The organism is Selenomonas sp. (genome assembly GCF_057272215.1).
Genome location: NZ_DBHIUY010000005.1, coordinates 51,489 through 77,801, shown reverse-complemented (window position 1 = coordinate 77,801; position 26,313 = coordinate 51,489). Strand labels below are relative to the sequence as shown.

Here is a 26,313-nt window from a genome sequence, read left to right as displayed (position 1 = left end):
AAAAACATCTCATCCGCTGCATCCTTGCAGCCATCTCCTGTTCCCCCCTTAGAATTCATAGCGGAATGTCATATAGTAACTGCGACCTTGCAGCGGGTATTCGATATTGACCTTACCCGGATCGCTGCCAAAGCGCTGAACGCTGTTCACCTTCAGCTGCGGACCTTGGTTAAATACATCATTACAACCAAGCGTCAACGTCATATCCTTCTTCGGCGACCACTTAAACCCCAGATTGACGACGGTCAGCGCTTCTCTCGGGCGTCCGGCGAGTTCTTTTTCTACCGGATCCTTGACTTGTGGAATCGCATAATGCGTATAATATTTCGACACATAATGCGTTTCCCCAAAGAACAGCCACTTCTCCGTCGGGCGGTAGGTCAAGCGGATATTGCCCTCCCATGTCGGCTGAAACGTCGGACGCACCTCAAACCAGTCATAATGCACACCGGGAGATGAATCTCTTCTCTGTGCGCTTATATGAAGGTATGTCCCTTCCAAATCAAGATCGAACTTCCTCCAGTGGAAGTTGGTCTGCAGTTCGACGCCATGCGCCTTGCCGCGCATATCGTTGAAATAGGAGCTGTAGTTGAGTCCTGCACGATAGAGATAAAGCATCCTCTGCGTATCGCGCCAGAAGTAGGTCAGCGTCGTCCGATTGTCTCCACCCAGTGCTTTTCCGTCCCAAATGGCACTGATATCGAACTGCGAGCCATACTCCGGCTGCGGGAACTTGGCGCCGCTCCCCATATAGTCGATCGGCGCTGGAAGAATGCCCGCGCCGTCGCCCGCAATCTCATACATATTAAGCAAACGGAAATAAGTGCCGCCTGTCATACGCATCGTGAAATTCTCATTGAATTCCTTCTTAAGCGCCAATTGCCATGTTACCTTGGCATCGACCTGACTGTCCTTCGGATGAATCCAACGGTATGTTTTCATCGGATTGAAACGACCGAATCTGCTGTAGCCGATGATCTCCGAACGATTGTAACGAATGGACGGCGTCAACTGCCATGTGCGCTTTTTATCAAGTGTGATCGTATCCTGCAACTGCACGTTGAAAATATTTTGATCGAACTGATTGCGCATCTGTGCCCAAAGATTGCCAATGCCCGCCTGCACATCGTCAATGACCTTGTCCAAACCATCACCGTCAATATTCATGCGCTCATGCGAGTAATTCATCTGAAAGTCAAGCATATTATTCTTGCTAAGCTCGTATGTACCATCGATCTGAACGTTATATTTATTCGAACGGTAACGGCTCCACTCGCGCATCGGAATCAAGATTTGTTTTCTCAAAGCATCATTGATATGCTCTGCACGATAATCCTTGCTTTGGTGCAGGTAATCAATCATCCAGCCCCAATCGTAGCGCTTTCCCATATAGCGGCGCTGCACGAGAAGTTCCGAAGCATCTATCGTTTGATGGCGGCTGTCATATTTGTAGAGATCGTATCGGTCAACTTCCAAGCCAGGCGTAATCATATCAAAGTAGCTTCTCACATCAACCCAGAGGCTATCCGGCAGATGGCGGTTAATGGTCTTATATGTCCCCTTGATCATCCAATCCTTATTCTGCCATTTGAGCAATAGATCCGTATTCTTGTAATCATTATATTTGCGTCGCCGTTCAGGGTGATCCGCCGAATCCGTTTCCTTTGGGTAATCTCCCAGCCACTGCACACAGCCATCCACCTTGCTTTGCCATGCGCCTGCGCCATGCGCTGTGTCGTATGCTGCCCGCTCTGCCGCAGTCATAGACAGATATCCTTGCAGTTCCGCCCGCGTTTGTAAGATATCTCTTCCAACCTCTGTATTCGTATAGAACTGATCCGCTGCATAGCTGTGATACGGAAAATCGCCATCGCGCGCCTCGTGATTGAAACCAAAGAGGAGACTGCCGCTACCGACGGGAGCTGTGACTTCGACGGAGGCTTTCTTCGAGCCGAAGGATCCGGGACCGATCTCCGCCGAGCCGTGTGCGCCTGTCGGCTTCTTCGTCACGACGTTGATGACACCGCCGATGAAGGTGCCGGCGAAGCGTGCGGGAATGTAGCCGCGATAGACTTCGATGCGCTCGACGTTGCTGACGGGAATCGTCGAGATGTCAACCGCCGCGTCGCCGCCGAGGTTCGTCAGCACGCCGTCGACGAATACGCCGACCTGCGCCGCCGTCGAGCCGCGCACGGTCACGGTCGTATACTGCCCCTTGCCGTTGACCTCGCGCACATGGACGCCCGGCACCATCTTGAGGAAGTCGGGCAAGGTCTTCTGCTCACCCTTGAACTCCTCGGGGCGAATGACCGTCACCGTGCCCGGCGAGAGCGTTTCTTCCCAATCGGGACGCTTCGCCTCGACGGTAATCGGCTCCGTCGCATAATGCTGCGATACAGCTTCCGCCGCCTGTGCCGTCTGCACATCTTCCGATTCCGCTGCCTGTACTTCTGCAGCCTTTGCCATTGTCGGGTAGCCAAAAATACCGACAGCAAGCATGGACAGTATGCCTGCAATCAATCGCCGTTCCTTCCGTTTTGACATAATACAGCCTCCTTGCAGTTCTCAAGGTATCCAGTTCTTACGATGAAGCCCCAAGAGGTCAAGCCGTAGGCGCAGACTGATTGGTTTTTCATGTAAGGGCGACGCACAATGTCCATGAAGCAGACGTTTGTGCACGTAGTTTGTTTCGAATAAACAGATAATAAATCCCACATCTTCCCACTCAACCAATTCCCTAATATCCCACCTCCGAAATAAAAATCGCCTGCCCCCAAAGCATGGAGCAGACGACTAGATTTTTTCTCGGAAAAGAAAAAAACGGCGCATAAAGCTGCACCGAAGATAAATCTATCCCGAAACTCATAGACGAAATCCCCTACCCATCGCTCGCAGGTACCGACTTCAAGAATATCTCCTCAAAGCCGACGGTGATGTTGAAACAGGCAGTTCTCCTGGCTCAGATTCATCGCCCCTCCAAACCTTCCCAGAAAACTTTCCAGTGGTATTTTTTGGTGGACTCCTCTTACAGTGGCGGGACCGCTCCGGCTTCTACCGGATTCCCTATTAAGTCTTGCGACACCTGTTCCCTACCATATTAAATTTTTATGGTTTCATTAGTTTTAAGTTTAATACGGTGTACGGCATTTGTCAATAGTTTTTAAGAAAAGCTACGTCAATTTAAATTGTCCGTCGCTCAAAGCATCGCCTTGTACTTCGCTTGTTCCTCCTTCGGAATGGACAAAGCATCCATTGCCTTTTCCGCTGTCAGATGCAAATTTATCATGATCTTGCGAATAGAAAAAATGCGCTCATTCTCCATGCCCTGCGCCATGCCCTGCGCTACACTATATGCTTTCACTTCATTCATAAGATTTTCCATCGCTTCACACATGCTGATCGCTCCTTCCTCTGTTTCCTTAAGATATTTTACGCGTTCTGATAATATAGCATAATACATATCATCCGCCTGTGTACAACGGAAATCATGCATCAGTCTGCCAAGCGGCGTACTTTCATCCATCATCGAACTATTGACATAAATAATATGAGAGCCATCACAAAAGACGTGGTTTTCTTCTTCAATCATTCTGCAAATCCTGTAAATCGGTCGCCCATACCCCAACACATCTGTCTCCGTAATGAAGATCACATACGATTCCGGCAGTTTATCATAATCTTCCCCTGCACCCAAAGCATTGGCATCCATAAGGCTGCTGTTATACCTAGCTCGGCGCTCTGCCGCACCTTTTCCTCCACGCTGAATCTCGATGTTAAATTCCTGCTTGTTTGTCCACGCATGGATATCGAGGCGTACACTGCGTCCTTGTAAATTTTTCAACGTATCCTGCGTAGTCACTTTCGTTGCTTTAATCTGAGGATTATTCAAGATGATTTGCAAAACAAGATCAACACACGGCAAACTGCCTTGAAACACCGCCGTCATAAAGTCATCATCAAGCAAACGAAAACCTGCTAATATCTCTAAAAATCTCTGCCGCCATTGTGCCTTCTCATCTCTATCCATAATAACTTTCTCCCGCTTGAATTCCTATCATAATCTTGATGGCGTAGAATCTGTTTTCTGTTTTTATTATAGCATTATATAACTTATTCGACCAGTCATTCAAAAGATACAGATTAACAAACCCCTGTATACATTCAAAACTAGCACGCATGTATACGCTCTTCTGAAGCTGGATAAACTACACCACAAATGTCCGCTTTCCGGACATTGTGCGCCGCCCTTAATGAAAGTTCGTCAATCAGCCTGCGCTTTCGGCTTGACTTCTTGGGCTTTCATAGAAAAAAGAAGCGCATGAATCTCGTCACAGACGATTTTGCGCTTCCTTTCTTTCCTTCACGCGCCGAAATGGCCGATCCTTACGCCGATTTTCTGTGCAAGCTCTTCTATGTCGTCGGCGCCCGTTTCCATGCCTGCGAAAAGCGGGATGGCAGCGCATGTTCTGGCATCGTCCAGGGCGCGGTGGTGGCGGAAGTTGATATTGAGGTGTGCGCCTACGGTGTTGAGCTTGTGATCGTCAAGGCTAGGCCAGACCTTGCGTGCGATGCGCACGGTGCAGCATGTGCGAAAATCCGGCGCCTGCAGGCGATTGGCAAGGAGCGACGCCTTGAGCACGCCCATGTCGAAGGACGCATTGTGCGCGACGACGATCTTGCCGGCAAGGCGCGCCTTCAGTTCCTCCCAGACCTCAGCAAAGGTCGGCGCATCTGCCACATCCTTAGGCCTTATGCCGTGGATGCCGATGTTGAAACTGTCGAAGCGAAGTCCGGGCGGCTGAATGAGCGTCGTCCACCCTTCCTTTAGTTGTCCGTCCCGCACCTCTACGGTAGCCACGCTGCAGGCGGAGTTCATGCTGCCCGTCGCCGTTTCAAAATCAATCGCGATATAGTTCATCATGGCGATCACCTCGCAAAACACTTTCTGCGGCACTGCCGCGCCATATACACGCCGAGGGACGCTGTCTCTCCCGCGTCCCTCGAACACGCCTGCCGCTTCGGTCTTCTTCGAAGCTCAGGCATTCTTTTTCTTCTGCAGATACTCGTCGATGGCGGCGGCCGCCTTCTTGCCCGCGCCCATCGCCAGGATGACGGTCGCCGCGCCCGTCACGATGTCGCCGCCCGCGAACACGCCTTCCTTCGTCGTAGCTCCCGTCTCCTCGTCAGCGACGATGTTGCCGCGCTTCGTCGTATCCATGCCGGGCGTCGTCGTCGCGACGATGGGATTCGGCCCCGTGCCGATGGACATGATGACCGTATCGACGGGAAGCTCGAACTCCGAGCCTTCGATGGGCACGGGGCGGCGGCGTCCCGAATCGTCCGGCTCGCCAAGCTCCATCTTGATGCAGCGAATCGCCTTGACCCAGCCGTCTTCGTCGCCCAAGATTTCGACGGGATTGTTCAGCAAGCGGAAGTCGATGCCCTCTTCCTTCGCGTGGTGCACTTCCTCGCGCCTTGCGGGCAGTTCTTCCTCGCTGCGGCGGTAGACGATGTAGACTTTCTCCGCGCCGAGCCGCAGAGCCGTGCGCGCCGCATCCATAGCGACATTGCCGCCGCCGACGACGGCGACGCCCCTGCCGACGTGAATCGGCGTCGCAAAGTCGGGGAAACGGTACGCCTTCATGAGGTTGCAGCGCGTCAAAAACTCGTTGGCGGAATAGACGCCGTTGAGGTTTTCACCGGGGATGTTCATAAAATGCGGCAAGCCCGCGCCCGTGCCGACGAAGACGGCATCGAAGCCCTCTTCTTCCATGAGTTCGTCGATCGTATAGAGCCTGCCGACGACAGAATTCAGCTCGATCGTCACGCCGAGCTTTCTGAGGTTTTCGACCTCCTTCTGCACGACGCCGTCCTTCGGCAGACGGAACTCGGGGATGCCGTAGGAGAGCACGCCGCCCGCGACATGCAGCGCCTCGAAGATCGTCACGCGGTAGCCCTTTTTCGCGAGATCGCCGGCGCACGAAAGTCCCGCAGGACCTGCGCCGATGATCGCGACCTTCTGCGCGTCCGGGGCGAACTCGACGGGCTTGACCTCTTCTTCCTGCGCGAGCTGCCAATCCGCCGCGAAGCGCTCAAGTCTGCCGATGCCGACAGGCTCGCCGCGCTTGCCGAGGATGCAGAGCTTCTCGCACTGGTTCTCCTGCGGACAGACGCGGCCGCAGACGGCTGGCAACGCATTGTCGCCCTTGATGATGTCGATCGCCGCCGCAAAATCGTGCGCCTTGATCTTCTGGATGAACTCGGGGATGCGCACGGACACGGGACAGCCCTTGCGGCACTGCGGCACCTTGCAGTTGAGACAGCGCTCGGCTTCGGCGATCGCCGTTTCCTCATCGTAGCCCAACGCCACTTCTTCAAAGTTGTGGGCGCGAACCTTCGGGTCTTGCTCAGGCATCTTATGTTTTTCCAGCACCAACGCCATGTCAATTCCTCCCCAAGCCGATGTTGCAGATGTGATCCTTCTCCTTCGCTTCCTGCGTGCGGTACATCCTGCCGCGCGCCATCAATCCTTGGAAATCGACGAGATGACCGTCGAATTCAGGGCCGTCGACGCAGGCGAACTTCGTTTCCTCGCCCACCTGCACGCGACAGCCGCCGCACATGCCCGTACCGTCAACCATGATGGGATTGAGGCTCACGATGGTCTTGATGCCGTAAGGGCGCGTGGCTTCGGCGACGCTCTTCATCATGACGCCGGGACCGATCGCCGTGACCTGATCGATCTTCTCGCCGCGCTTCACGAGTTCTTCGATGGCGTTCGTGACGAACCCCTTGATGCCGTAGGAGCCGTCGTCCGTCGTGATCAGAACCTCGTCGGAAATCGCCCTCATGCGATCTTCAAAGATGAGGATGTCCTTCGTCTTCGCACCGAGAATCGAGATGACCTTGTTGCCAAGCTCATGCGCCGCGCGTGCGATCGGATAGACGGGCGCGACGCCGATGCCGCCGCCGACGAAAACGACGGTTCCCATGTGATCGGAAAGCTCCGACGGCTGCCCCAGAGGGCCGACGAAGTCAAGGATGGAATCACCTTCCTTGATCGAGGCGAGAAGCTCAGTCGAGGCGCCGACGACCTGGAAGAGGATCGTGACGATTCCCTTTTCGCGGTCGAAGTCAGCGATCGTCAGCGGTACACGCTCGCCTTCCTCATTGACGCGCAGGACGATGAACTGCCCCGGTAGCGCCTTCTTCGCCACGCGGGGCGCCTCGATATCGTACGCAAGGATGCCCGGTGACAACTCTTGCTTCTTTAAGATTCTGTACATTCCAATGCCCCTCCTCTGCATGAAAAAACAAAGAATCAGATTTCTGACACACCCTTTATCCTTCGGCAAATATGCCGCCCAAATACTCGTCAATCCCCGTGCGAATCGGCATGAGGTAGACGTGTTCACCCTTTGCCCGCGCTTCTGCCAGAACATCGCGCGCAAACGCAATGCTCCATGCAAGCGTCGGTTCGAAGTCCTTCGGGAACACGACCTGATTCTTCGTCTCCCAATAGCTCTCAGAGCGCTGCGAGGTCACGGGCGAGAGCCCCCAGTAAACCTCGATGCCTTCGAGCATGTCCGCATACATCGCGAGGAAGCGGCGATCGAAGAACGGCTGTGTGAAGAAACCGACAGCGCCCGCCTGCAGCTTGCGGCGAATGCGGTAATCTTCCTGCCTCATGCTGCCGCGATACTGGTCGATACCCGCAAATACTCGAATCTCGGGCATTTCCTCGCGGAACTTCCGTATGACGTCGATGCTCTCCGTCGGATAGACGGTGTGCGCCATGTTCTGCGGCGCATCTCCCTCGATGACGAGGACTTCTCGAATCGCATGTTCGCGCAGATAGTCCGCCATAGGCAGCGGCTTCGTGATGTCGATGTCCATAGCGCGGATGTGCGGCACAGCGGGGAAAGTCTCGCCCGCAATCGCCGCGCCCTCCCAACTGCGCACAGGAAGCCGCAGAAGGTCGGGGACGTTGATGAGATCGATCTTTCCCTCATATTTTTTCGTCTGCGCGAGCTCTTCACGCAGCGCCGCTTCATCGCGCGGCACAAGTTCAAGCGACACTTTGCTCATATCAATCACCTGCTCAACTCTAAAGGATACGCTTCTCGCACAGCCTCATCCATCGTCTCGAATGCCGGAATGAAGCGGGTCAAAATCTCCGTCACCAAAGCCCTTGCACGCGCGCTGTCATAGATATGCGTCAAATCATTGCGCGTGCGCAGCATGTCGAGCCACACGTCTTCCTCAAGAAAATCAAAGCAGCTGTATGCCGCCTTGATAATCTCCCTTGGCGATCCCGAAGCGGCAGTCGCCTTTCCCTCGTAACGCAGAAGCTCTTTCAGCACCTTCCAGCCAAGTTCAAACTGAATGAAAAACTTGTCGATGATGCCGCTGATGATGAACTCATTCTCCAAATCCTGCAGCGGAGCCTGCGCCAATACATGCAGATGACGGGAAAACTCGTCATACCTTTTCATACAAGATCACCCCATCGCGCAAAATCTCTGCGACAAGCTCCGCCGACGGCGATTCATTCATGTTGACGATGTCAAACGTCAGCAGCGTGTCCACTTTCTCCTCCACATCAAACGCGAAATCACGAAAATCGGCGCAGTCATAAACGGCGATATCCACATCACTTTTCTCCGCTTGCAACCTGCGCGCCCGTGAGCCAAAAAGCACCAGTTTCCCTACATCGTAGCGCTTTGCCAGAGCCCGAAGCTGGGCGAAGATTTTTTCCTCGCGCACCGTCCAACGAATTTGTGGCTCAGCCATCGTTTTCATTCGCATGACCTTCCCTTGTGTTCCAAGCGCCTTGTGCTTCCTCAGAACAATCCCGTGATTCTGCCGTCTTCCGTGATGTCCATATCCATCGCCGCCGGATGCTTGGGAAGCCCTGGCATCGTGAGGATGCTGCCCGTCAGGGCGACGACGAAACCCGCGCCCGCCGCGAGGCGAAGCTCGCGCACCGTGATGCGAAACCCCTCGGGCCTGCCAAGAAGCGCGGCGTCGTCGGAAAGCGAATACTGCGTCTTCGCCATGCACACGGGCATCTTGTCGAAGCCTAGCGCTTCCAGCTCCTCAAGCTCTCTTTGCGCTTCCTTCGTAAAATCGACGCCCGCTGCGCCGTAAATCTCACGCGCAATCTTGCCGATTTTTTCAAGGATAGACTCCTTCTCATCGTAGATATAGCGAAAGTCCGCCTTCTTTCGAAGCGCCGCCTCGACCTTCTCGGCAAGCGCCTCGCCGCCCTCGCCGCCCTTCGCCCAGACCTCGGACAGCGCAACCTCAGCGCCGAGCGCCTCGCACGCGCGGCGCACGAAATCAAGCTCTTCGGACGTATCGGTCGGGAAGGCGTTGACGGCGACGACGGCGGGCAGACCGAACTTCTGCACGTTCTCGATGTGCTTGGCGAGGTTCGCCATGCCCTTTTTGAGCGCCGTCATATCGACCTTCTCCAATTCCTTCTTGGAGAGTCCGCCGTGCATCTTGAGCGCACGCACCGTCGCGACGATGACGACGGCGTCGGGCGAAATCCCCGCAAAGCGGCACTTGATGTCGAGGAACTTCTCCGCACCGAGGTCGGCGCCGAACCCCGCCTCCGTCACGACGACGTCGGCGAACTTCAACGCGAACTTCGTCGCCATGATGCTATTACAGCCGTGCGCGATGTTCGCAAAAGGGCCGCCGTGGATGAAGACGGGCGTGCCTTCGAGCGTCTGCACGAGATTCGGCTTGATCGCGTCCTTGAAGAGCAGCGTCAGTGCGCCCGTCGCGCCGAGCTCGTCGGCACGCACAGCTCTGCCCGAGCGCGTGTAACCGATGACGATACGTCCGAGGCGCTCCTTCATGTCCATGAGGTCGCGCGAGAGACAGAGGATCGCCATCATCTCCGATGCCACCGTGATGTCGAAACCCGTCTCACGCGGCACACCGTGCGCCTTGCCGCCCATGCCGATGACGACGTGGCGCAGTGCGCGGTCGTTGAGGTCGAGGACGCGCTTCCATGTGATGCGGCGCACGTCGAGGTCGAGCGCGTTGCCCTGCTGGATATGGTTGTCGATGATGGCGGCGAGAAGGTTGTGCGCCGTCGTGATGGCGTGAAAGTCTCCCGTGAAATGCAGGTTGATGTCCTCCATCGGCACGACCTGCGCATAGCCGCCGCCCGCTGCGCCGCCCTTCATGCCGAAGCACGGCCCCATCGACGGCTCGCGAAGCGCCGCCGCCGCCTTATGACCTCGGCGAGAAAGCGCATCGGCAAGCCCGACGCTCGTCGTCGTCTTGCCCTCGCCCGCCGGCGTCGGGTTGATCGCCGTGCAGAGGATGAGCTTGCCGTTCGGCCTGTCCTTGACGCGCTGCCAGGCGTCAAGCGTAACCTTCGCCTTGTATTTGCCGTAAAGCTCCAAATCATCGGGCACAAGACCGATCTTCGAAGCGATCTCCTCGATCGGCTTCATCCTCGCCGCCTGTGCGATTTCCACATCAGATTTCATGGCTGCCCCTCCTCACTTCTCCACCCGCATCTTCGCCGCCTGCACCGTGTTCGCCATGAGCGTGGCGATGGTCAGGAGTCCGACGCCGCCGGGCACGGGCGTGATCGCGCCCGCGACTTCCTTCACGGCGTCGAAATCGACGTCGCCGACAAGCTTCCTCTCGGCGATGCGGTTGATGCCGACGTCGATGACCGTCGCGCCGGGCTTCACCATATCCGCCGTCACGAAGCGCGGCTTACCGACGGCAGCGACGAGGATATCCGCCTCGCGTGCGACAGCGGCGAGATCTTCCGTACGCGAGTGACAGACCGTGACCGTCGCATTCTCTGCGAGCAAGAGATGGCTGATCGGCTTGCCCACGATATTGCTCCTGCCGATGACGCAGGCGCGTTTGCCCGCGACGGGAATCCCCGCGAGCTTGAGCATCTTCATGCAGCCTGCAGGCGTGCACGGCACGAGCGAATGTTCTCCCGCGACCAATCGCCCGACATTGATCGGATGGAAACCGTCGACGTCCTTTTTCGGGTCGATGCGCTCGATGATCTCCGCCGCGCTCTTCGCGAGGTGCGCGGGCAGAGGAAGCTGCACGAGGATGCCGTCGATGCGGCGACTCGCATTGAGCCGGTCGATCTCGGCGAGAAGGTCCTCCTTCGTCGTCGTTTCGGGCAAGGCGATCAGAGCGGAAAAAAAGCCGAGCGCCTCGCACGCACGCTCCTTGTTGCGCACATAAACTTCGGACGCCGGATCTTCACCGACGATGACGACGGCAAGCCCCGGCATCCTGCCGAGTACGGTGCGCAAAGCCAGCGCCTCCTCCCGTGCCTCGTCTTTGATCTTTTGGGCAAAGACCTTGCCTTCGAGCAATCGGGCTGTCATATTTCACTCCCCCATCAAACGTACAAGCTCGCCACGGTAAAGATGAGCATGGCGATGGAAACGATGCCGTTGCGCATGAAGTAGCGCTGCGTGACGCGGCTGTAATCGTCAGCGCTCACAATGCGGTGCTGGTAGACGAGCGTTCCTGCCGCGACGCCCACACCGATGAAATAGAGCCACTGCAGTTCCATGAGGATGCCGAGGCCATAGAAGCACGCGATGCTTGCGGCGTGCACGAAGCGGCAGATGACGAGTGCGCCGTGCGCCGTGAACTGCGTCGCCAGCGAGTGAAGCCCCTCCGAGCGGTCGAACGCCTCATCCTGCGAGCCGTAGACGGCATCGAAGGCGCCGATCCAAAGCGCCACGGCGACGCAGAGGATGACGGCGGGCAGAGGAAGCTCTCCCGTCACCGCGACCCAGCTGCCCGCCGGCGCCATAGCGATGGCGATTCCCAGCACCAAGTGACACAGGAATGTGAAGCGCTTCGTATACGGATAGATCAAGAACGGCACGACGGCGACGGGCAGAAGCCAAAGACAGATCGGTCTGAGCTGCGCCACCGCCAAGATACAGACGATGAGATAAAAAACGATTGAGAGCTTCGCCTCGCGCGGCTTCAAGTCACCGCGCACCATAGCGCGTGAGGCAAGCCGCGGCTGTTTCTTGTCGTACTTCAAGTCGGCGAGATTATCCAAGGCAAGCGCCGCGCTCCTCGCGCCTGCGATGGCGACCGTGATCCAGACGAGATCCATCACGGGCGGCATCCCCCCCGCCGCCAGAAACGCGCTCATGTAGGCAAACGGCAGGGCAAAGACGATATGATGGAGCGCGATGTTGTTGATGTGCGCACCGAGTTTAGCCAAGTCCGAGTTCCCTCCACTTCGCATCGACACGCGCCTTGACCTCGTCCGTCATGACGATCTCGTCCGGCCATTCGCGCGTATGCCCCTCTTCCGGCCACGACTTCGTCGCATCGATGCCGAGTTTCGTGCCCCACTTCGCCATCGGCGAAGAGTGATCGAGCACGTCGAGAGGCCCTTCGACCATCTCAAGATCGTATTTCGCATCGATGTTGTTGAAGACACGCCACCAGACTTCCTTCATATCCTGCACGTTCACATGCGCGTCGACGACGATGATCATCTTGCAGAACATCATCTGCCCCATGCCCCAGATCGCGTGCATGACGCGCCGCGCCTGCATCGGATACGTCTTCTTGATGGAGACGACGCAGCAGTCGTGGAACACGCCTTCAAGCGGCATGTTGATGTCGATGATCTCGGGCACCATCTGCTGCAAAAGAGGCAGGAAGATGCGCTCCGTCGCCTTCGCGAGGAAGCAGTCCTCCATCGGCGGTTTGCCGACGATCGTCGCCGGATAGATCGGATTCTTGCGGTGCGTGATGCAGGTGATGTGAAAGACCGGGTAATCGTCCGCCAGAGAATAATAGCCCGTGTGATCGCCAAACGGCCCTTCGCGGCGGCGCTCGCTTTCCAACACATAGCCTTCCAAGACGATCTCGCTCGTTGCCGGCACCTCAATGTCGACCGTCTTGCACTTGACAAGCTCAACCGACTTGTGACGCAGAAAGCCCGCGAAAACCATCTCGTCGATGTCGCGCGGCAGGGGCGCCGTCGCGGCATACGTGAGGACGGGATCCGTGCCGATGGCGACGGCGACCTCGATGCGATCCTTGCCCTGCTCCTTTGCCGCACGGAAGTTCTCCGCGCCGTTTTTATGAATATGCCAGTGCATGCCCGTCGTATTCTTATCGTACTTTTGCAGACGGTACATGCCGACGTTGCGCTTGCCCGTCTCGGGATTCTTCGTAAAGACGAGCGGCAGCGTGATGAAGGGTCCACCGTCCTCGGGCCAGCACTTCAAGATCGGCAGGATGTCGAGCGACGGATTGTCCATCTCCACGACTTCCTGGCACGGCGCTTTCTTGACGTACTTCGGGAAGTTCACCGCCTTGCGCATCTTCGGGATGAGTGTGACGAGATCCATCTTGTTCGCGAGCGAGATCTTCGGCAGACGCATGAAATCGCGCAGATCATCGGCGATTTCATCGAGACTCTCAACGCCTAAGGCGATGCTCATGCGCTCCATGCTGCCGAAAGCGTTCATGAGCACAGGCATGTCATAGCCCTTGACGTTCTCGAAAAGCAGCGCGACGTTCTTCTCGCCCTCCATCTTGGAAACGCGGTCGGTGATCTCGGTGATTTCGAGCTCGGCGTCAACCTCCGTCTTGATGCGGCGCAAAAGCCCGCGCGATTCCAGTTCCTCAATAAACTCGCGTAAATCCTTGAAAGCCACGAATATTCCTCCTTATTTGCGCAAAACGAAACGAACGATGACGTAGCTGATCTCATAGAGGAGGATCATGGGCACGGCGATCATCGTCTGAGAAAAAACATCGGGCGTCGGGGAAATGACAGCGCCGATGACGAAAGACAGAAACACCACGATGCGCTGCTGCTTCCAGAGAAAAGCAGAGCCGACGAACCCGAGCTTCGCGAGAACCACGATGATGAGCGGCAGTTCAAAGATGCAGCCGAAAGGCAGGATGAACGCCAGCACGAAGTCAAGGTACTTTCCCAAGGAAAAAAGCGGCTCCAGATTGTCCGTGCCAAAGCCTATGAAGAAGCGGATGGCGGCAGGCAATACAAGGGTGAAGGAAAAGGCGATGCCGACGACGAAAAGCACGACGGAAAGCGGCACGATGAGGAGCAGCGCCTTCCTCTCGCGCACGGTCAAGGCCGGCAGGATGAAACGCCAAATCTCGTAGAAAATGACGGGCAGAGCGAGCAAAAAGCCGCCAAAGACCGCAATCTTCAGATAGGTGAAGAACGCCTCTGCCGGCTGCATGTAGTAGAGTTTTCCCGCAGGCGCTGTCAAGTAGCGCATGATCTCGTCGATGTAGAAGTAAGCGACGCCGCTACCGACGGCGACGGCGGCAATCGAATAGATCAGCCGCTTCCGCAGCTCTTCGAGATGCGCGATGATGGACATGCTGCCGTCCTTGCGCTCCTCCGGCGCCTGCGGCTGCGCTTGTTCTCGCGGTTCAGACAGCTGCTGCATCGACGGCTCGTGCATCTGCCGGATCGGCGTCTCGGGCGGCTGCTGCATCTGCGGCTCGTGCCCTGCCCCCGCCTGTCCATCGTTCAAGCCTTGCGGCTGCTCATGTTTTTCGTATGTCATTTTTCGCTCTTCTCGTCTTTTTTAGCAAGCGTCGGTGGCTCGGGCGTGACGTCGACGGTACTCTTTTCGACCTCGTCCTTGCCTTCCTTGAACTCCTTCACGCTCCTGCCGAGCGCCTTGCCGATCTCAGGCAGTTTGCGCGGACCGAAGATGATGAGTGCGACGAGGAGGATGGCTCCAAGCTCATAAAGGCTCAACATTCTATCTCCCCTCGCTTTCCTGCTTCTTGACTGCATCGCCTTCTGCGGCAGTCGTCTGCGCCCCATTCATCGGCTCGGGTGCAAGCGGCTGCTGCCCTGCCGGCGGTTCGGCAATCGTCTGCATCGGCGGCTGCTGCACACTCGGCGGCGGTGCGGCGCTCTCAATCGGCTTATTCACGTCGGACATCAGGTTGTTCGTCGCCTTTTTGAACTCGCTGAGACCCTTGCCGACGGCGCGTCCGATCTCGGGCAATTTGCCCGGGCCGAATACCACGAGCGCGATGACGAGGATGAGGATGAGCTCAGGAAAGCCCAAATTGAACATAGCTTTTCCCCCTTAAAGAACTGCGCAAAGCAGACCTTGTATACTTCAAGCAAAACTTACGATTCGCGCTTCGCGATGTAGTCCGCCGCCTTGCAGAAGGTATCGCGCACCTCGTTGGGCAAAACGGCGGGCAGAGATTCCTTCGCCTCGGCGAGGAACTCGCGCACCTTGGCACGCGCATACGCAACGCCGTCGGACGCACGCACGATGGCGAGCGCACGCTCGACATCCTCGCGCGTCATCGAAGGATTCGTTACGATGGAAAGAAGCTCCTCTCGTTCGGAGCTGACCTCAAGCGCACGAATCACAGGCAGCGTCACGATGCCCTCATGGATATCGTTGCCCGCCGGCTTGCCGATCTTCTTCTTATCCGAGGTCAAGTCGAGAAGGTCATCCGTGATCTGAAACGCCATGCCGACGTACTTGCCGTAAGCGTGAAGCCCCCGTTCTGCCTCCGCGCCAAGATTCGTCGCGATGGCGCCCAGCTCACAGCAAGTGGCGAGGAAATTCGCCGTCTTCTTCGCGATGCGCTCATAATACTCCTCGACATCACGCGAGGCGCGGTAAAGCTCCTTGTTCTGGATAATCTCGCCCGAACTGAGATCCATGATGAGCTGCGCAACACGCCCCGAAACGCGCTCGCCGAAGCCGTTCTCGACGATGAGCAAAAACGCGCGCGCGAAGAAGTAGTCGCCCGAGAGAATCGCCTGCTGATTGCCCCACATGGCATTCGCCGTCACCGCGCCGCGCCGCGTATCGGCATGATCGAGCACGTCGTCATGGACGAGCGAAGCCATGTGGATCAGCTCAAGCGCAACGGCGAGCGGCATCATTTTTTTCGCGTCGAAATCCTTGCTAGAGCGTGCCGCAAGCAAGAAGAGCGCAGGGCGCAGCCTCTTGCCGCCGGATTCCACGAGATGCGTGCCGATCTCCGTGATGCGATCCACGGGCGAAACGACAGCCTGCAAAAGTTCCCTCTCCAGCAAGGCAAGATCTTTTTTTATTAAAAGAAACATCGAATGGATGAACATCCCATCACCTACATGCCTACAATTTCATAATGCTCTCATAAGTTTACACCATTCAAGCGTTTTTGTCATGAACTTTCTTCTTATGCCAAACGCAGAAAATCCTAAAGCAGCTTTGCATCAAGCTCCTGCTGCCACGCAACGAGATCGGCAAGCGAGACATTTTCAATGATGTCCTTCATCGCCTCGTGCAGCCTTTGCCACAGAAAGAGCGTAGCACATCGCTCATGCCGTGGACAATCGTTCTCATCCATATCCATGCAGGCGACGGGAGCAAGACTTCCCTCGATCAGACACAGGATGCTGCCCGCCGTATATTCTGCCGGCGCACGCATCAGGCGATAGCCGCCCTGCGGTCCGCGGCTGCTCTTGACGAAGCCCGCCTTGTTCAGCACGGAGACGATCTGCTCCAAATACTTTTCCGAGATCTCCTGCCTTCGCGCAATATCCTTGATGCGCACCGGCTCCTCCTGCCCGTTTATGGCAATGTCCATCATGAGCCGCAGCGCATACCGTCCTCTCGTCGAAATCTTCATATTTCTGCCTCCATTTGGATAAAGTTATACGCACAAACATCCGCTTTACAGACTGCGTTTCATATATATCGTTCCTATATGATATATTTATACTTATACTATTATAGCGCATTTTCCCCTCGCTGTCTCCCTTGCAAATTCCTACACATCCCTTATAATATTCCTATAAACACCATTCCAAGGAGGAATCCATCATGCCAACACCACACAACGCCGCCGAGATCGGCGACATTGCCGAGCGCATCCTTCTGCCCGGCGATCCGCTGCGTGCGAAGTACATCGCTGAGAACTTTCTCACAGACGCTAAGGAATATTCACATGTGCGCAACGTGCTCGGCTATACGGGAAGCTACAAGGGCACGCCCGTTTCCGTGCAGGGCACGGGCATGGGTATGCCGTCCATCGCCATCTATGTGCACGAGCTAATCAGCATCTACGGCGTGAAGAAGCTCATCCGCGTCGGCAGCTGCGGCGCACTCGCCAAGGATCTCCATATCCGCGATGTCGTCATCGCGCAGGGCACGACGACAGATTCTTCCATGCCGAAAAACATCTTCGGCGCGTCCGTCCACTTTGCACCGCTCGCCGACTTCTCGCTCTTAGAAAGCGCCGTGCGTCATGCGCGTGAAAAAAATCTGCCCGTGCGCGTCGGCAACGTATTGTCGCAGGATCGCTTCTACGACGACGAAATCGACTTCGCCAAGCTCCTCGACTACGGCGTGCTCGCCGCCGAAATGGAGACGGCGGCGCTCTACCTGATCGCAGCCAAGTTCAGCGTGCAGGCGCTCGGCGTCTTCACGGTCAGCGACCACATCACCTGCGACGAAGCACGTGCGACGCCCGAAGAGCGTGAACGCTCCTTCAACGACATGATTGAGCTTGCCTTGGAAAGCATCATTGAGGCATAAGGGAAGCCCCGACGAACGCAGTGCTTCCAAAAGGCGAAAAGAAACCGCACAGCCAGCGCACCGTGCGGTTTCTTTTTGTCTTCTAGAACGTACTGCAGCGAGAAACTCCAAAAATCTATCACGTCTTAATTTTCACACCAGGAGGCGGCTTCGAGACATACCTTTCTACCGATTTTCCTGCTGCTTCGTCCGCATCTTCCTGTGCGTGGATTTCGGCTAAACATGATTCACAATATTCCTTGTTTCCATATCGGGTTCGATTCATCGCGATCCCGTTGCATCTCGCACACTTGTATGCCTGAATGCGTACGAGCACGATAATTGCATAAACTACAATCGGAATGATCGTATATTCTGTAAATATGAGTATTCCTGCTAAGAGAGCCGACAATATAGGGAAATGTCGTATCAGAATAAAGGGAAGAGCGAGCACGCCCAAGAGCAGACCCGCAATCAATGTTAAGACACCTTTCGCCATTTTTACAAGCAAATAAACAACAAGGATTGCAACGATTATCGCAACAATTCCCGCAATAATTGCTCCAATCCCCAGCACTACGCTTCCCCATGAAATATTGCCTCTCCTTTTCGTCTATCAGTTCCTATGCATAGATTGCAATTTCAAACATTCTGCTCTATTTAATGCATAGAATTCTTCTCGCGACATAACCATAGCATAATTTTCTTCATAAAAGGCATCAACATTGCATATCAACGGGCGATGCTGATAGATTGTGCAAAGATTTGTTGAATCATCCAGCCATTTGCATATGCCATTAGGAAGTGCCATATTTTTTCCCCATATAGTCATTCCCACCTGCCTGCAGCACTCACCACATTGCGTGCAATGAAACATACCTTTCCTTTCTATCGTAGTGGAACGCCTTGTTCTTCGCTTCGTTCTACCTTCGGAGCATCAATATCGTATGATATTTTCTTTTTTTCAAACAGCTCTTTCACAGCAACGTCTTTCAAATATTTCATATCCCGCGATGTTACAGCTTGAACCTGCATCCATTCGCCGTTTTTATCTTGATAATACAAAGCAATTTTAAGCGAAAACGTCTGATTTGTAACGTATGTGACAGTAAGTTGACCACCTCGATAAGCCCAACCAGTTTCTTTGATCGTTTTCAAAATTTCCGTATCAATTTTCTTTGAATAAAGATGAACCATTTCATCCAAATCCATCTTAGTGAAAACATCTATCATCGTATTCCAGATATTTTTCAGATCGTCAATCGCATTGTTTAAGTAACTGTTATTCCTCTCATCGCCCGGTGTTATCATGAAATTCATCCTCCTTAAATCTCTAGACCAAGTTCTTCTTCCATTTCTTCTGTAATATCCGTTTCCTTTTTTATCCCTTTGTTCCGAATGAAGGGCGGAACTTCACTCTCTGGTATTTTTCTAGTGGTAGTTTTTTCAATCCACTGTCCATTTTTCTTATAATAAAGTCTGTGAGAGATCTTCATCAGGCGTTCTGCGCCCTCAACAACAAGATCGCCAAAGATACGCGCCCCGTGAGGAATACTGTCACGAACTTTTTCCCATGCAGCTTTCAGCTTGGGGATAAAATCATGAAGCCAATCTACGATTTCATCCCAATTAGCAACAATGAGCGCTCCACCAATCAAAACACCCAACCCAATCAACAATGGTATCATAATACAACACGTTCCTTTCAATGCTTCCCCTGCATTTGACTTTTGGCATATTCTTCCGAAACGATGCGCTTCGTCGTAACCCCTGTTCTTGTGGCATTATCCGCCTTGCTTGCCAGTATCCCAGACGTGACATTCTCAATACAACTTTGCTCTACAAACCTTGCTCCACTTCGCACGGCTTTAAATGCTGCCATTAACACAGCCGTTGAAATATCGCTTCCTGATAAACCTTCAAACTTTCTCGCTAACGAATCAATATCAATATTATTGGGCATTTCCTCCGGAATATACATTCGCCATAAGATACGACGACATTCCTCGTTCGGCAAACAGAACTTCACATGCTTCGCAATTCTTCGCATAAAAGCAGGATCAAAATTCTCTATAAAATTCGTTGCAAAAATGATAAAATCCTCATGATAATTCAATATCATAAGCATTACAGAACGTGTTTGATTGACACTGACATCCGTCGCATTGCTCATATTGGTAACACGTCTGCTAAGAATAGCATCCGCTTCATCAAAGAACAAAATGCTTTTGGTTTCTTTTGCAACTTCAAACGCCTTGCGTATATTCTTCGGGGTTTCCCCTACATATTTAGACTCTATGTCGGCATAATTAACTGCTAGAATCTTTCTGCCCAGATGTTTTGCGATTGCATGAGCTGCCATTGTCTTACCTGTCCCAGGCGGTCCATACAAATTGATGCCCATACGTTTTGAGTACTTATGTGTTTTACCCAGTCCCCATTGCTCAAAAACAATCCTACTATTACGCGCATAATCAGCGACATCCAAAATATCGTCCCTTACAGCGTGCGGTAATATAATATCGCACAAGTCATACCTTGGCTCTTCCGGCACGAAACTTATGCTAGCTTCTTGTTTTTTTGATTTGTCCATTTGGGACGCATCTATTTTCGGCGACATTAACCTTGATTCAGGTATTCGATCTCCAACCCCCAAAATTTCCCCTCCTTTATGCTTCTCTGAGAGTGATTTATAACGGATGCGCGAAACCTCCTTTCCATTTGAAAATATTTCATGATCTTCATCCTTATCTGTTAGATATATTATCACATTCGTCCCCCCCGCAAGACATTTGTTTGTAGATACTTTATCCATAATTTCTATTAACCTTGCCAAATATATTTCACAATCCCTGCAACCTATAAGAAAAATAACCGCCCGGATTTAACCGAACGGTCATTTTTATATTTCTGTTACTGATGCAAAGGCGCATACGCTCCATCATCGATGCCCAACATACGAATGGATATTCTCATGCCAGTAGTCGTTGGATCCAGCAGCAATGCGAAGTTCCCTTGGAAAGCATCATCGAGGAATGATCTGCTGCACGCAAAGGGGCTGTGACAAAATACTTTCGCATTTTGTCACAGCCCCTTTATTATCTGAGCGGCACTGCCGCTTTTTGTCTGGTGGAGACGAGGAGAATCGAACTCCTGTCCGAAAGCATTGTTTCATCGGCTTCTCCGAGCGCAGTCTGTGCTTTAATTTAAGAATCCGACCGCCCACAGACAGGCTTCCGTCATCCGATTTCGCAAAAAGTTCCCCTTCGAGCCTGCGAAAATCAGCTCTTGAGTATCCCGCAGTCGTCCTCTTATCCGCTCAGGCGGGAGCCAAGCGAACAGAGGCTGGCGTTAAGCCGCCAGAGCGTAGTCTTCGTTTGCTTTTATATTTAAATAAAAGTTTCACCTTACTGACGGGATGATGACCCCCCGGCTCGCTGCCCATGCACCATCTACCCCCGTCGAAACCTTTACGTCCCCGTCGATATGCGCATGAAGCGTTCGCTGGAAAGATTCCTAAGAGCCATCCCAGCTAAGACATATAGTATACATCCTTTCCAAAGATTTTGCAAGGATTTTCACATCGTCATGATCGGATCAACATCGATAAGCACGTCATTTCTTGTATCAAGCCCCTCACCGCGCAGAAAATCTCTCACAGACGCCAGATCTGCCGTCTTGATCAGAAGCACGAAGCGATGGACACCGCGAAACTGCGCGATCAAAGCAGGCGCAGGACCGATGATCTGCTGGTCGGTTCGCCCTGCAAAAGCGGCGAAAAAATTTTCCTGTATGCGGCACGCTTCTTGACGTGCCGCTTCTTCCTTTTCGTGCTGCACAATGAGTTTTACGAGACGGCTGAACGGCGGATAGAAAAGCTGCTCCCGTATGGCTATCTCCTGCCGATAAAACGCCTCGTAATCCTGCTTGATCGCCGCCTGCACCGCATAATGCTCAGGGCTGTAACCCTGCACGACGACCTGCCCCGAAGCATCGCCTCGACCCGCACGCCCCGCCGTCTGCGTGATGAGCATGAAGCATCGCTCCGCCGCGCGAAAATCGGGCATGTTGAGACTCGAATCGGCGCTGAGAATGCCGACCGCCGTGACGCCCGGGATGTCATGCCCCTTGGCGACCATCTGCGTGCCGAGCAGGATGTCATACCGCTTCTCGCGAAAAGCTGTAAGTATTTCCTGATGTGCGAGCTTCCTTGTCGTCGTATCCCGATCCATGCGCACGATGCGTGCCGCAGGCACGAGCGCCTTTAGCTCCATTTCGAGTTTTTCCGTTCCCGAACCAAAATATTTGATATAAGGGCTGGCACATTCGGGGCAAAGGAGCGGCGACGCCTGCTCGATGTCGCAATGGTGACACAAGAGCCTGCCGCTTCGATGATAGACGAGAGGCAAGCCGCATGACGGGCATTTGACGACGGCGCCGCACGAACGGCACATGACGAAAGTCGAAAAACCGCGGCGATTCAGCATGAGAATGAGCTGCTCCTTCTTCGCCATCGTCTCTTCGATAAGGCGACGCAAACGTGCGGAGATGATATTGCGGTTGCCATGATGCAGCTCCTCGCGCATATCGACGCACTCGACGCGCGGCAAGGGCCTCGCACCGATGCGTTCAGGCATGGAAAGGAGCGTGAGTTCTCCGCATCTCGCGCGGTACGCCGTCTCAAGAGATGGCGTTGCGCTGCCCAGAAGCAGCACGGCGCGATGGATTTTTGCCATCGCTTCAGCGATGGGCCGCGCGTGATAGCGCGGCGCTTCGTCCTGCTTGTAGGACATGTCCTGCTCCTCATCCATGATGATAAGCCCGACATCCTCAACGGGCGTGAAGAGCGCCGAACGTGCGCCGATGACGATGCCCGCCTCACCGCGCCGCACGCGGAAAATCGCGTCGTTTCTCTCAGAGAGCGAAAGCTGGCTGTGCATGACGACGATATCCTCCGGAAAAGAACCTTTAAAGGCGAGGACGATCTGGCTCGTCAAGGCGATTTCCGGCACAAGCACGATGACCCTGCGCCCCGCCTTTCGCGCCGCCGCCGCCGCTTCGATATAGACCTGCGTCTTGCCGCTGCCCGTCACACCCTGCAGCAGAAAGCCACGGTACTCGCGGCGTTCGATATAAGGACATACAGCTGAAACCGCCGCCTGCTGCTCCTTCGTCAGATCGAAAGACGCGGCAAATCCCGTCATGCCGCCGTAGCTGTCGCGCAGAATGCGCCGCTTCTCACTCTTCACATCGCCGGATTCCAGCACGGCACGAAGCACGGCAGCAGAGACGCCCTTCCTGCGCAGCGCGGCGTCGCTCTGCTGCCCTTCGGCGGCAAGCAGCTCCAACAAACGTCTCTGTGCATGTCGCTTTCGATAACGCACGAGCATTTCATCATCAAGAGGCCGTGCAAGCGACAGAACATTTTCATAACGCGCTCTGTCGCGCGCCTTCGCTCGATAGAACTTTCGCACAGCCTTTTGCTGGATGAACCGCGCCACGATTGCAGGAATTTTTGCAGAAAATGCAGAGAATGCCTTCTGAAGAGCAAGCATCTCTACCGCGCCATTTTTTTGCAAGTACTGAAGAATCTGCCGCGCCTCGCTGCTTAAAGAAAGCGGTTCCGCCCCCTCGATCGCCTCATATTCCACCTCGATCTTCAAACCGCTCTTTCCGGGCATAAATAAACGCATCGCTTCGGCAGGAGCGCACAAGTAAAAGTCTGCGATGCAGTGCGCCGCTTCCATCATCTCAGAGGTAAACCACGCTTCCTCATCCACAGCAGAGATGATCGCCTTCAAATCGTAGGCGCAGCGCCCAACTTCTTCGTCATGAACCGCAAGAACGAATCCCTCGACGCTTCGTCCGCCAAAGGGCACAAATACACGCCAGCCGGCCGCAAGGAAGGACATCTCGTCGGGCACAGCGTAGCTGTACGCCTTCGCTATGCTTTTCACGGGAATATTGACAAAAACTTCCGCTCTTCGCAAAATGCTCGCCTCCAAGAAGAAAAAGGCTTTCAGCGCGAACATTTCGCACCGAAAGCCAACTTTCGCTCACTGCCTCACGGCAAACGTTCATCGACGAAAACGATGAATCTCTCTCAGTCCATGATAAAAATCTCGACAGTCTTACGACCGAACTGGATCGCTTCTTCCGCCGTATCAAAAGCGATATCGATCGTATTGCCGCGAATCGCTGAGCCGACATCCTCAGCTATAGCCTCGCCATAGCCCGGAATGAATACGCGCGTACCCATCGGAATAACAGACGGATCCACAGCGATCACACCTCTTCTGACCAACGTCCCGCTCGCCGTATGATTCGACAAACCCGGGTCGAAGCGGCTGTATGCTGTCGCCGAAACGAGCAACGAACGTCCGCCGCCGCGATTGGGCGCCGGCTCCGCTGCCGGCGGCTCCTCTCCGCCCGAAAGAGCTTTGTAGGTCAGACGGCCACATACGCCGTCGGCTTCTAAACCGTTTTCCTGCTGAAACTTCGTGATGGCAGCCGCCGTTTTCCTGCCGCATACACCGTCAGCTTCACCATCTGCAAGATAGCCGTGCGCAATCAAGAGCTTCTGTACGGCACGCACACTGTCTCCCCGCATTCCTTCCTTGACAAGAAATCCGCCAGCAAACGCCGCTGCACTTGTCAGCAAAAGACAGAGACAAAAAACGAACGAAAAAATCACCGTTTTCCTCAATAGACGTCACCTCACAGAAAAACTAATTTTCTCACAAGTTTATTATATCAAAAAAAATGACCATTTGTCCATAGCATATTGCAACGACTTATGACAGCTATGCGCAAACCCAGAAATACCAAGGGTTCAAAGATATAATAAGCGACGCTCCCCTGCGATAGATCATACGAGATAAAAAACGCCATGTACACATGAAGCCATGCTTACGCCGGAGATATCTCGATCTTGAATATGACAGACAACCACCGCAGGGATCATGTCCCTGCAGGCTGAACTTATGCAGCTTCTTAAAATTTGTCAACTATTCTTAACAATATCATCCTTCATGTCATATTCTTTTTTAATATTTGTCCGTCTTTTTTCCATTACAAGCTTTGCAAAGCATTTGGCAATTATCAGGCTGCGTATGTCCGCCCTTACTCCAAGGGATGATATGATCCCCTTCCATTTCCTCAAAATCAAAATGCTTTTTACACGCAGCGCATATCTCACCTTGCTTACTATACGCTGCCAATTTATCCCTTTTGTCAAATGCTCGTAAATTCAACAATCGTCCTGCAAACGGATCTATATCCCTGCACAACAAAAATTCATAAATGCCCTTACTTTTTTGTACTTCCTCATCTTCATGCAAGCGTTTCGTTTCCGCCGCCATGACGGCAGAATTATAAGTACGGTTATGATATTTGTTATAGAAATGAAACCAATCCAAGCCTTTCATATCCGAAAAATACTTAGGAAAAATCTTTTCTATCCAATGAATGACATCTTGAAAATATTGCCATAATCTATTCGCATCCACATCTGCCTTATGCTGCGCCATATATTCCGTAACCTCTTTGATTCCCTCGTATTCGCAAATGCCTTTAAGCACCTTTTCAAGAAGTTCCTGTCGATTCGGATCTCCCGTTATATATTTTCCTGCCAATGCTTTTGCCGGACAATTGCGTTTTGAAAAATATCTCTTTGCATCCGACAGCCACGCCCCTGTGTAAACTGAGTTCCGCAGTTCCTGATCCGTCAGTTTTGCGCCAGCGATATTGACGACCTTGAACCATTCCAACTTTTCAGACTCTTCACCTTCACAAATATAGACCATAAATTCATAATCCATGATTGCATCATATTTATCATCAGGCAAGGAATCCCAATAATACTTTTGACCGCCAATGCTAATGGAAAACTGATGCTTTAGATACTGCATGACAGACAGCGTTCTCTGCTGACCATCCAGAATCTCATAAGCATCTTCGTCAACTTTTACCCAGTATATGACATTTAGCGGGAACCCTTTTAAGACGGTCTGAATCACTGCCTCTGCCTGTTCGTCATCATAAACAAATTCTCGTTGATACGGAGGACGCACAGCGAGCCTGCCGCTATAAGCAAAAACGCCGTCATCCCCTTTGTCATCATAGCCCTTAAAAACATCCCTGATCTTGATTTGTTTCGGCATTATATTCATCGTCGTATCCTCCTAATCAAAATACGAGGATATATGCTCAACAAATATCCATCTGTATTCTTGGCAGTATAATACACTTTCCCGACAGGTTTTTCCTTCACAAGGATTGCGGCTCGCGTATTCACCTTACCACCGCCCTGCGTTTCACCATTTCGATTATGCTGTACGCCCTCTTGATAAAGAGTTGTCATCGGATAATCCACCGTATTTCCCAAGGTAATTCCTAAAATTTCAAACTGCTCCGGATTATATTTATCCAGAAAAGTAATCGGCACACCCATGATCCCATTACATTTTCCGTTTGATAAAAATTCTTCCATAGCGCAACTTGCCGTCAATATACGGTCCATCCTTTCCCGTGCTTGAGGCAATTCCCGCAAGTCCCCGAATATTTCCGGCAGCAAGTCCGATAATCTCAAATTGATCGGGGCTGTACTTGTCGAGGAAGGTAATCGGGACTCCCAATATGCCATTACAACTTGCGCCTGATGACCACTCTGAAGTACAATCGACGATACTTCCGTTCCGTTCCGTTCCGTTCCGTTCCGTTCCGTTCCGTTCCGTTCCGTTCCGTTCCG

At 53.5% G+C, this 26,313-nt stretch carries 28 protein-coding genes, 1 other RNA gene and 1 riboswitch; of the genes, 1 reads left to right on the top strand and 28 read right to left on the bottom strand.

From position 1 onward, the window contains the following. Positions 1-48 precede the first annotated feature (48 nt). From ACO5Z0_RS05840 to ACO5Z0_RS05760, 17 genes are all read right to left on the bottom strand, one after another. Positions 49-2,544, bottom strand: coding sequence for a TonB-dependent receptor plug domain-containing protein (locus ACO5Z0_RS05840; RefSeq protein ID WP_485649542.1), 2,496 nt, complete (start codon positions 2,542-2,544; stop codon positions 49-51). 383 nt (positions 2,545-2,927) lie between these two features. Further along, positions 2,928-3,101: riboswitch (cobalamin riboswitch) on the bottom strand. A 95-nt stretch (positions 3,102-3,196) separates the two neighbouring features. Beyond that, complete coding sequence (locus ACO5Z0_RS05835) at positions 3,197-4,027, bottom strand: PD-(D/E)XK nuclease family transposase (RefSeq protein ID WP_485649541.1); 831 nt, start codon at positions 4,025-4,027, stop codon at positions 3,197-3,199. Positions 4,028-4,360: 333 nt separating this feature from the next. After that, complete coding sequence (locus ACO5Z0_RS05830; protein ID WP_485649628.1) at positions 4,361-4,921, bottom strand: 3'-5' exonuclease; 561 nt, start codon at positions 4,919-4,921, stop codon at positions 4,361-4,363. A 114-nt stretch (positions 4,922-5,035) separates the two neighbouring features. After that, the gene (gene gltA, locus ACO5Z0_RS05825) at positions 5,036-6,442 is read right to left on the bottom strand and encodes an NADPH-dependent glutamate synthase (RefSeq protein WP_485649540.1); all 1,407 of its coding nucleotides are present in this window, start codon (positions 6,440-6,442) and stop codon (positions 5,036-5,038) included. Between the two features lies 1 nt (position 6,443). Next, positions 6,444-7,286: a sulfide/dihydroorotate dehydrogenase-like FAD/NAD-binding protein gene (locus ACO5Z0_RS05820; RefSeq protein WP_485649539.1), complete on the bottom strand. Its 843-nt coding sequence runs from the start codon at positions 7,284-7,286 to the stop codon at positions 6,444-6,446. Positions 7,287-7,341: 55 nt separating this feature from the next. Beyond that, entirely contained in the window at positions 7,342-8,088 is a 747-nt protein-coding gene (locus ACO5Z0_RS05815; protein ID WP_006192933.1) for a methylenetetrahydrofolate reductase, read from the bottom strand. Between the two features lie 5 nt (positions 8,089-8,093). Continuing rightward, positions 8,094-8,495, bottom strand: a complete 402-nt coding sequence (locus ACO5Z0_RS05810) for an HI0074 family nucleotidyltransferase substrate-binding subunit (RefSeq protein WP_485649538.1) — start codon at positions 8,493-8,495, stop codon at positions 8,094-8,096. Continuing rightward, positions 8,482-8,793: a nucleotidyltransferase domain-containing protein gene (locus ACO5Z0_RS05805; protein WP_485649537.1), complete on the bottom strand. Its 312-nt coding sequence runs from the start codon at positions 8,791-8,793 to the stop codon at positions 8,482-8,484. The genes ACO5Z0_RS05810 and ACO5Z0_RS05805 overlap by 14 nt, the downstream gene beginning before the upstream one ends. Positions 8,794-8,843: 50 nt before the next feature. Further along, on the bottom strand, positions 8,844-10,511 hold the full coding sequence (locus ACO5Z0_RS05800; RefSeq protein ID WP_485649536.1) for a formate--tetrahydrofolate ligase: 1,668 nt from the start codon (positions 10,509-10,511) through the stop codon (positions 8,844-8,846). Positions 10,512-10,523: 12 nt separating this feature from the next. Beyond that, positions 10,524-11,387 (bottom strand): bifunctional methylenetetrahydrofolate dehydrogenase/methenyltetrahydrofolate cyclohydrolase FolD, encoded by an 864-nt coding sequence (folD, locus tag ACO5Z0_RS05795; RefSeq protein ID WP_485649535.1) that lies wholly within the window; start codon positions 11,385-11,387, stop codon positions 10,524-10,526. A gap of 14 nt (positions 11,388-11,401) precedes the next feature. Continuing rightward, positions 11,402-12,250 carry a 4-hydroxybenzoate octaprenyltransferase gene (locus tag ACO5Z0_RS05790; protein WP_485649534.1) on the bottom strand — a complete coding sequence of 283 codons (849 nt, stop codon included), beginning with the start codon at positions 12,248-12,250 and terminating at the stop codon, positions 11,402-11,404. Continuing rightward, positions 12,243-13,703 (bottom strand): menaquinone biosynthesis decarboxylase, encoded by a 1,461-nt coding sequence (locus ACO5Z0_RS05785; RefSeq protein ID WP_442673603.1) that lies wholly within the window; start codon positions 13,701-13,703, stop codon positions 12,243-12,245. The genes ACO5Z0_RS05790 and ACO5Z0_RS05785 overlap by 8 nt, the downstream gene beginning before the upstream one ends. Positions 13,704-13,715: 12 nt before the next feature. Continuing rightward, on the bottom strand, positions 13,716-14,588 hold the full coding sequence (tatC, locus tag ACO5Z0_RS05780; RefSeq protein WP_485649533.1) for a twin-arginine translocase subunit TatC: 873 nt from the start codon (positions 14,586-14,588) through the stop codon (positions 13,716-13,718). Further along, positions 14,585-14,788, bottom strand: a complete 204-nt coding sequence (locus ACO5Z0_RS05775; protein ID WP_485649532.1) for a Sec-independent protein translocase subunit TatA/TatB — start codon at positions 14,786-14,788, stop codon at positions 14,585-14,587. The genes tatC and ACO5Z0_RS05775 overlap by 4 nt, the downstream gene beginning before the upstream one ends. Before the next feature lies 1 nt (position 14,789). Continuing rightward, entirely contained in the window at positions 14,790-15,113 is a 324-nt protein-coding gene (locus ACO5Z0_RS05770; RefSeq protein WP_485649531.1) for a twin-arginine translocase TatA/TatE family subunit, read from the bottom strand. 56 nt (positions 15,114-15,169) lie between these two features. After that, on the bottom strand, positions 15,170-16,144 hold the full coding sequence (locus tag ACO5Z0_RS05765; RefSeq protein ID WP_485649530.1) for a polyprenyl synthetase family protein: 975 nt from the start codon (positions 16,142-16,144) through the stop codon (positions 15,170-15,172). Positions 16,145-16,245: 101 nt separating this feature from the next. After that, entirely contained in the window at positions 16,246-16,677 is a 432-nt protein-coding gene (locus ACO5Z0_RS05760; protein WP_442673598.1) for an RrF2 family transcriptional regulator, read from the bottom strand. A gap of 194 nt (positions 16,678-16,871) precedes the next feature. On the opposite strand from ACO5Z0_RS05760, the gene deoD reads away from it, so the two are divergent. Further along, positions 16,872-17,585, top strand: coding sequence for a purine-nucleoside phosphorylase (gene deoD, locus ACO5Z0_RS05755; RefSeq protein WP_485649529.1), 714 nt, complete (start codon positions 16,872-16,874; stop codon positions 17,583-17,585). A gap of 118 nt (positions 17,586-17,703) precedes the next feature. Here the strand turns inward: deoD and ACO5Z0_RS05750 are convergent, their stop codons facing one another. From ACO5Z0_RS05750 to ACO5Z0_RS05700, 11 genes are all read right to left on the bottom strand, one after another. Then, positions 17,704-18,141: a hypothetical protein gene (locus ACO5Z0_RS05750; RefSeq protein WP_485649528.1), complete on the bottom strand. Its 438-nt coding sequence runs from the start codon at positions 18,139-18,141 to the stop codon at positions 17,704-17,706. 39 nt (positions 18,142-18,180) lie between these two features. Next, positions 18,181-18,441 (bottom strand): YkgJ family cysteine cluster protein, encoded by a 261-nt coding sequence (locus ACO5Z0_RS05745; RefSeq protein ID WP_485649527.1) that lies wholly within the window; start codon positions 18,439-18,441, stop codon positions 18,181-18,183. 11 nt (positions 18,442-18,452) lie between these two features. Beyond that, positions 18,453-18,875, bottom strand: coding sequence for a hypothetical protein (locus tag ACO5Z0_RS05740; protein WP_485649526.1), 423 nt, complete (start codon positions 18,873-18,875; stop codon positions 18,453-18,455). A gap of 14 nt (positions 18,876-18,889) precedes the next feature. After that, positions 18,890-19,252: a hypothetical protein gene (locus ACO5Z0_RS05735; RefSeq protein WP_315275713.1), complete on the bottom strand. Its 363-nt coding sequence runs from the start codon at positions 19,250-19,252 to the stop codon at positions 18,890-18,892. 17 nt (positions 19,253-19,269) lie between these two features. Then, complete coding sequence (locus tag ACO5Z0_RS05730; RefSeq protein ID WP_485649525.1) at positions 19,270-20,379, bottom strand: ATP-binding protein; 1,110 nt, start codon at positions 20,377-20,379, stop codon at positions 19,270-19,272. 312 nt (positions 20,380-20,691) lie between these two features. Beyond that, positions 20,692-21,044: a transfer-messenger RNA gene (gene ssrA, locus ACO5Z0_RS05725) on the bottom strand. Positions 21,045-21,142: 98 nt separating this feature from the next. Continuing rightward, positions 21,143-23,596: a replication restart helicase PriA gene (gene priA, locus ACO5Z0_RS05720; protein WP_485649524.1), complete on the bottom strand. Its 2,454-nt coding sequence runs from the start codon at positions 23,594-23,596 to the stop codon at positions 21,143-21,145. 71 nt (positions 23,597-23,667) lie between these two features. Next, positions 23,668-24,270 (bottom strand): 3D domain-containing protein, encoded by a 603-nt coding sequence (locus ACO5Z0_RS05715; protein WP_485649523.1) that lies wholly within the window; start codon positions 24,268-24,270, stop codon positions 23,668-23,670. A 340-nt stretch (positions 24,271-24,610) separates the two neighbouring features. Further along, entirely contained in the window at positions 24,611-25,735 is a 1,125-nt protein-coding gene (locus ACO5Z0_RS05710; RefSeq protein ID WP_485649522.1) for an HNH endonuclease family protein, read from the bottom strand. Beyond that, on the bottom strand, positions 25,732-26,055 hold the full coding sequence (locus ACO5Z0_RS05705; protein ID WP_485649521.1) for an adenine-specific methyltransferase EcoRI family protein: 324 nt from the start codon (positions 26,053-26,055) through the stop codon (positions 25,732-25,734). Before ACO5Z0_RS05705 ends, ACO5Z0_RS05710 begins: the two co-directional genes overlap by 4 nt. Further along, positions 26,024-26,313: adenine-specific methyltransferase EcoRI family protein (locus tag ACO5Z0_RS05700; protein ID WP_485649520.1), on the bottom strand; the 290-nt coding region annotated here is incomplete at its 5' end. The genes ACO5Z0_RS05700 and ACO5Z0_RS05705, both read right to left, overlap by 32 nt.

What these genes read in the sequence shown, in the direction of transcription:
- ACO5Z0_RS05805 (WP_485649537.1), bottom strand. Translation starts at nt 8,793, where the DNA reads ATGGCTGAGCCACAAATTCGTTGGACGGTGCGCGAGGAAAAAATCTTC.
- ACO5Z0_RS05810 (WP_485649538.1), bottom strand. Translation starts at nt 8,495, where the DNA reads ATGAAAAGGTATGACGAGTTTTCCCGTCATCTGCATGTATTGGCGCAG.
- ACO5Z0_RS05730 (WP_485649525.1), bottom strand. Translation starts at nt 20,379, where the DNA reads ATGGATAAAGTATCTACAAACAAATGTCTTGCGGGGGGGACGAATGTG.
- ACO5Z0_RS05770 (WP_485649531.1), bottom strand. Translation starts at nt 15,113, where the DNA reads ATGTTCAATTTGGGCTTTCCTGAGCTCATCCTCATCCTCGTCATCGCG.
- ACO5Z0_RS05765 (WP_485649530.1), bottom strand. Translation starts at nt 16,144, where the DNA reads ATGTTCATCCATTCGATGTTTCTTTTAATAAAAAAAGATCTTGCCTTG.
- ACO5Z0_RS05800 (WP_485649536.1), bottom strand. Translation starts at nt 10,511, where the DNA reads ATGAAATCTGATGTGGAAATCGCACAGGCGGCGAGGATGAAGCCGATC.
- deoD (WP_485649529.1), top strand. Translation starts at nt 16,872, where the DNA reads ATGCCAACACCACACAACGCCGCCGAGATCGGCGACATTGCCGAGCGC.
- tatC (WP_485649533.1), bottom strand. Translation starts at nt 14,588, where the DNA reads ATGACATACGAAAAACATGAGCAGCCGCAAGGCTTGAACGATGGACAG.
- ACO5Z0_RS05775 (WP_485649532.1), bottom strand. Translation starts at nt 14,788, where the DNA reads ATGTTGAGCCTTTATGAGCTTGGAGCCATCCTCCTCGTCGCACTCATC.
- ACO5Z0_RS05745 (WP_485649527.1), bottom strand. Translation starts at nt 18,441, where the DNA reads ATGTTTCATTGCACGCAATGTGGTGAGTGCTGCAGGCAGGTGGGAATG.
- ACO5Z0_RS05735 (WP_315275713.1), bottom strand. Translation starts at nt 19,252, where the DNA reads ATGATACCATTGTTGATTGGGTTGGGTGTTTTGATTGGTGGAGCGCTC.
- priA (WP_485649524.1), bottom strand. Translation starts at nt 23,596, where the DNA reads ATGTTCGCGCTGAAAGCCTTTTTCTTCTTGGAGGCGAGCATTTTGCGA.
- ACO5Z0_RS05820 (WP_485649539.1), bottom strand. Translation starts at nt 7,286, where the DNA reads ATGTACAGAATCTTAAAGAAGCAAGAGTTGTCACCGGGCATCCTTGCG.
- ACO5Z0_RS05760 (WP_442673598.1), bottom strand. Translation starts at nt 16,677, where the DNA reads ATGAAGATTTCGACGAGAGGACGGTATGCGCTGCGGCTCATGATGGAC.
- ACO5Z0_RS05840 (WP_485649542.1), bottom strand. Translation starts at nt 2,544, where the DNA reads ATGTCAAAACGGAAGGAACGGCGATTGATTGCAGGCATACTGTCCATG.
- ACO5Z0_RS05830 (WP_485649628.1), bottom strand. Translation starts at nt 4,921, where the DNA reads ATGATGAACTATATCGCGATTGATTTTGAAACGGCGACGGGCAGCATG.
- ACO5Z0_RS05705 (WP_485649521.1), bottom strand. Translation starts at nt 26,055, where the DNA reads ATGGAAGAATTTTTATCAAACGGAAAATGTAATGGGATCATGGGTGTG.
- ACO5Z0_RS05710 (WP_485649522.1), bottom strand. Translation starts at nt 25,735, where the DNA reads ATGAATATAATGCCGAAACAAATCAAGATCAGGGATGTTTTTAAGGGC.
- ACO5Z0_RS05740 (WP_485649526.1), bottom strand. Translation starts at nt 18,875, where the DNA reads ATGATAACACCGGGCGATGAGAGGAATAACAGTTACTTAAACAATGCG.
- ACO5Z0_RS05815 (WP_006192933.1), bottom strand. Translation starts at nt 8,088, where the DNA reads ATGAGCAAAGTGTCGCTTGAACTTGTGCCGCGCGATGAAGCGGCGCTG.
- folD (WP_485649535.1), bottom strand. Translation starts at nt 11,387, where the DNA reads ATGACAGCCCGATTGCTCGAAGGCAAGGTCTTTGCCCAAAAGATCAAA.
- gltA (WP_485649540.1), bottom strand. Translation starts at nt 6,442, where the DNA reads ATGGCGTTGGTGCTGGAAAAACATAAGATGCCTGAGCAAGACCCGAAG.
- ACO5Z0_RS05835 (WP_485649541.1), bottom strand. Translation starts at nt 4,027, where the DNA reads ATGGATAGAGATGAGAAGGCACAATGGCGGCAGAGATTTTTAGAGATA.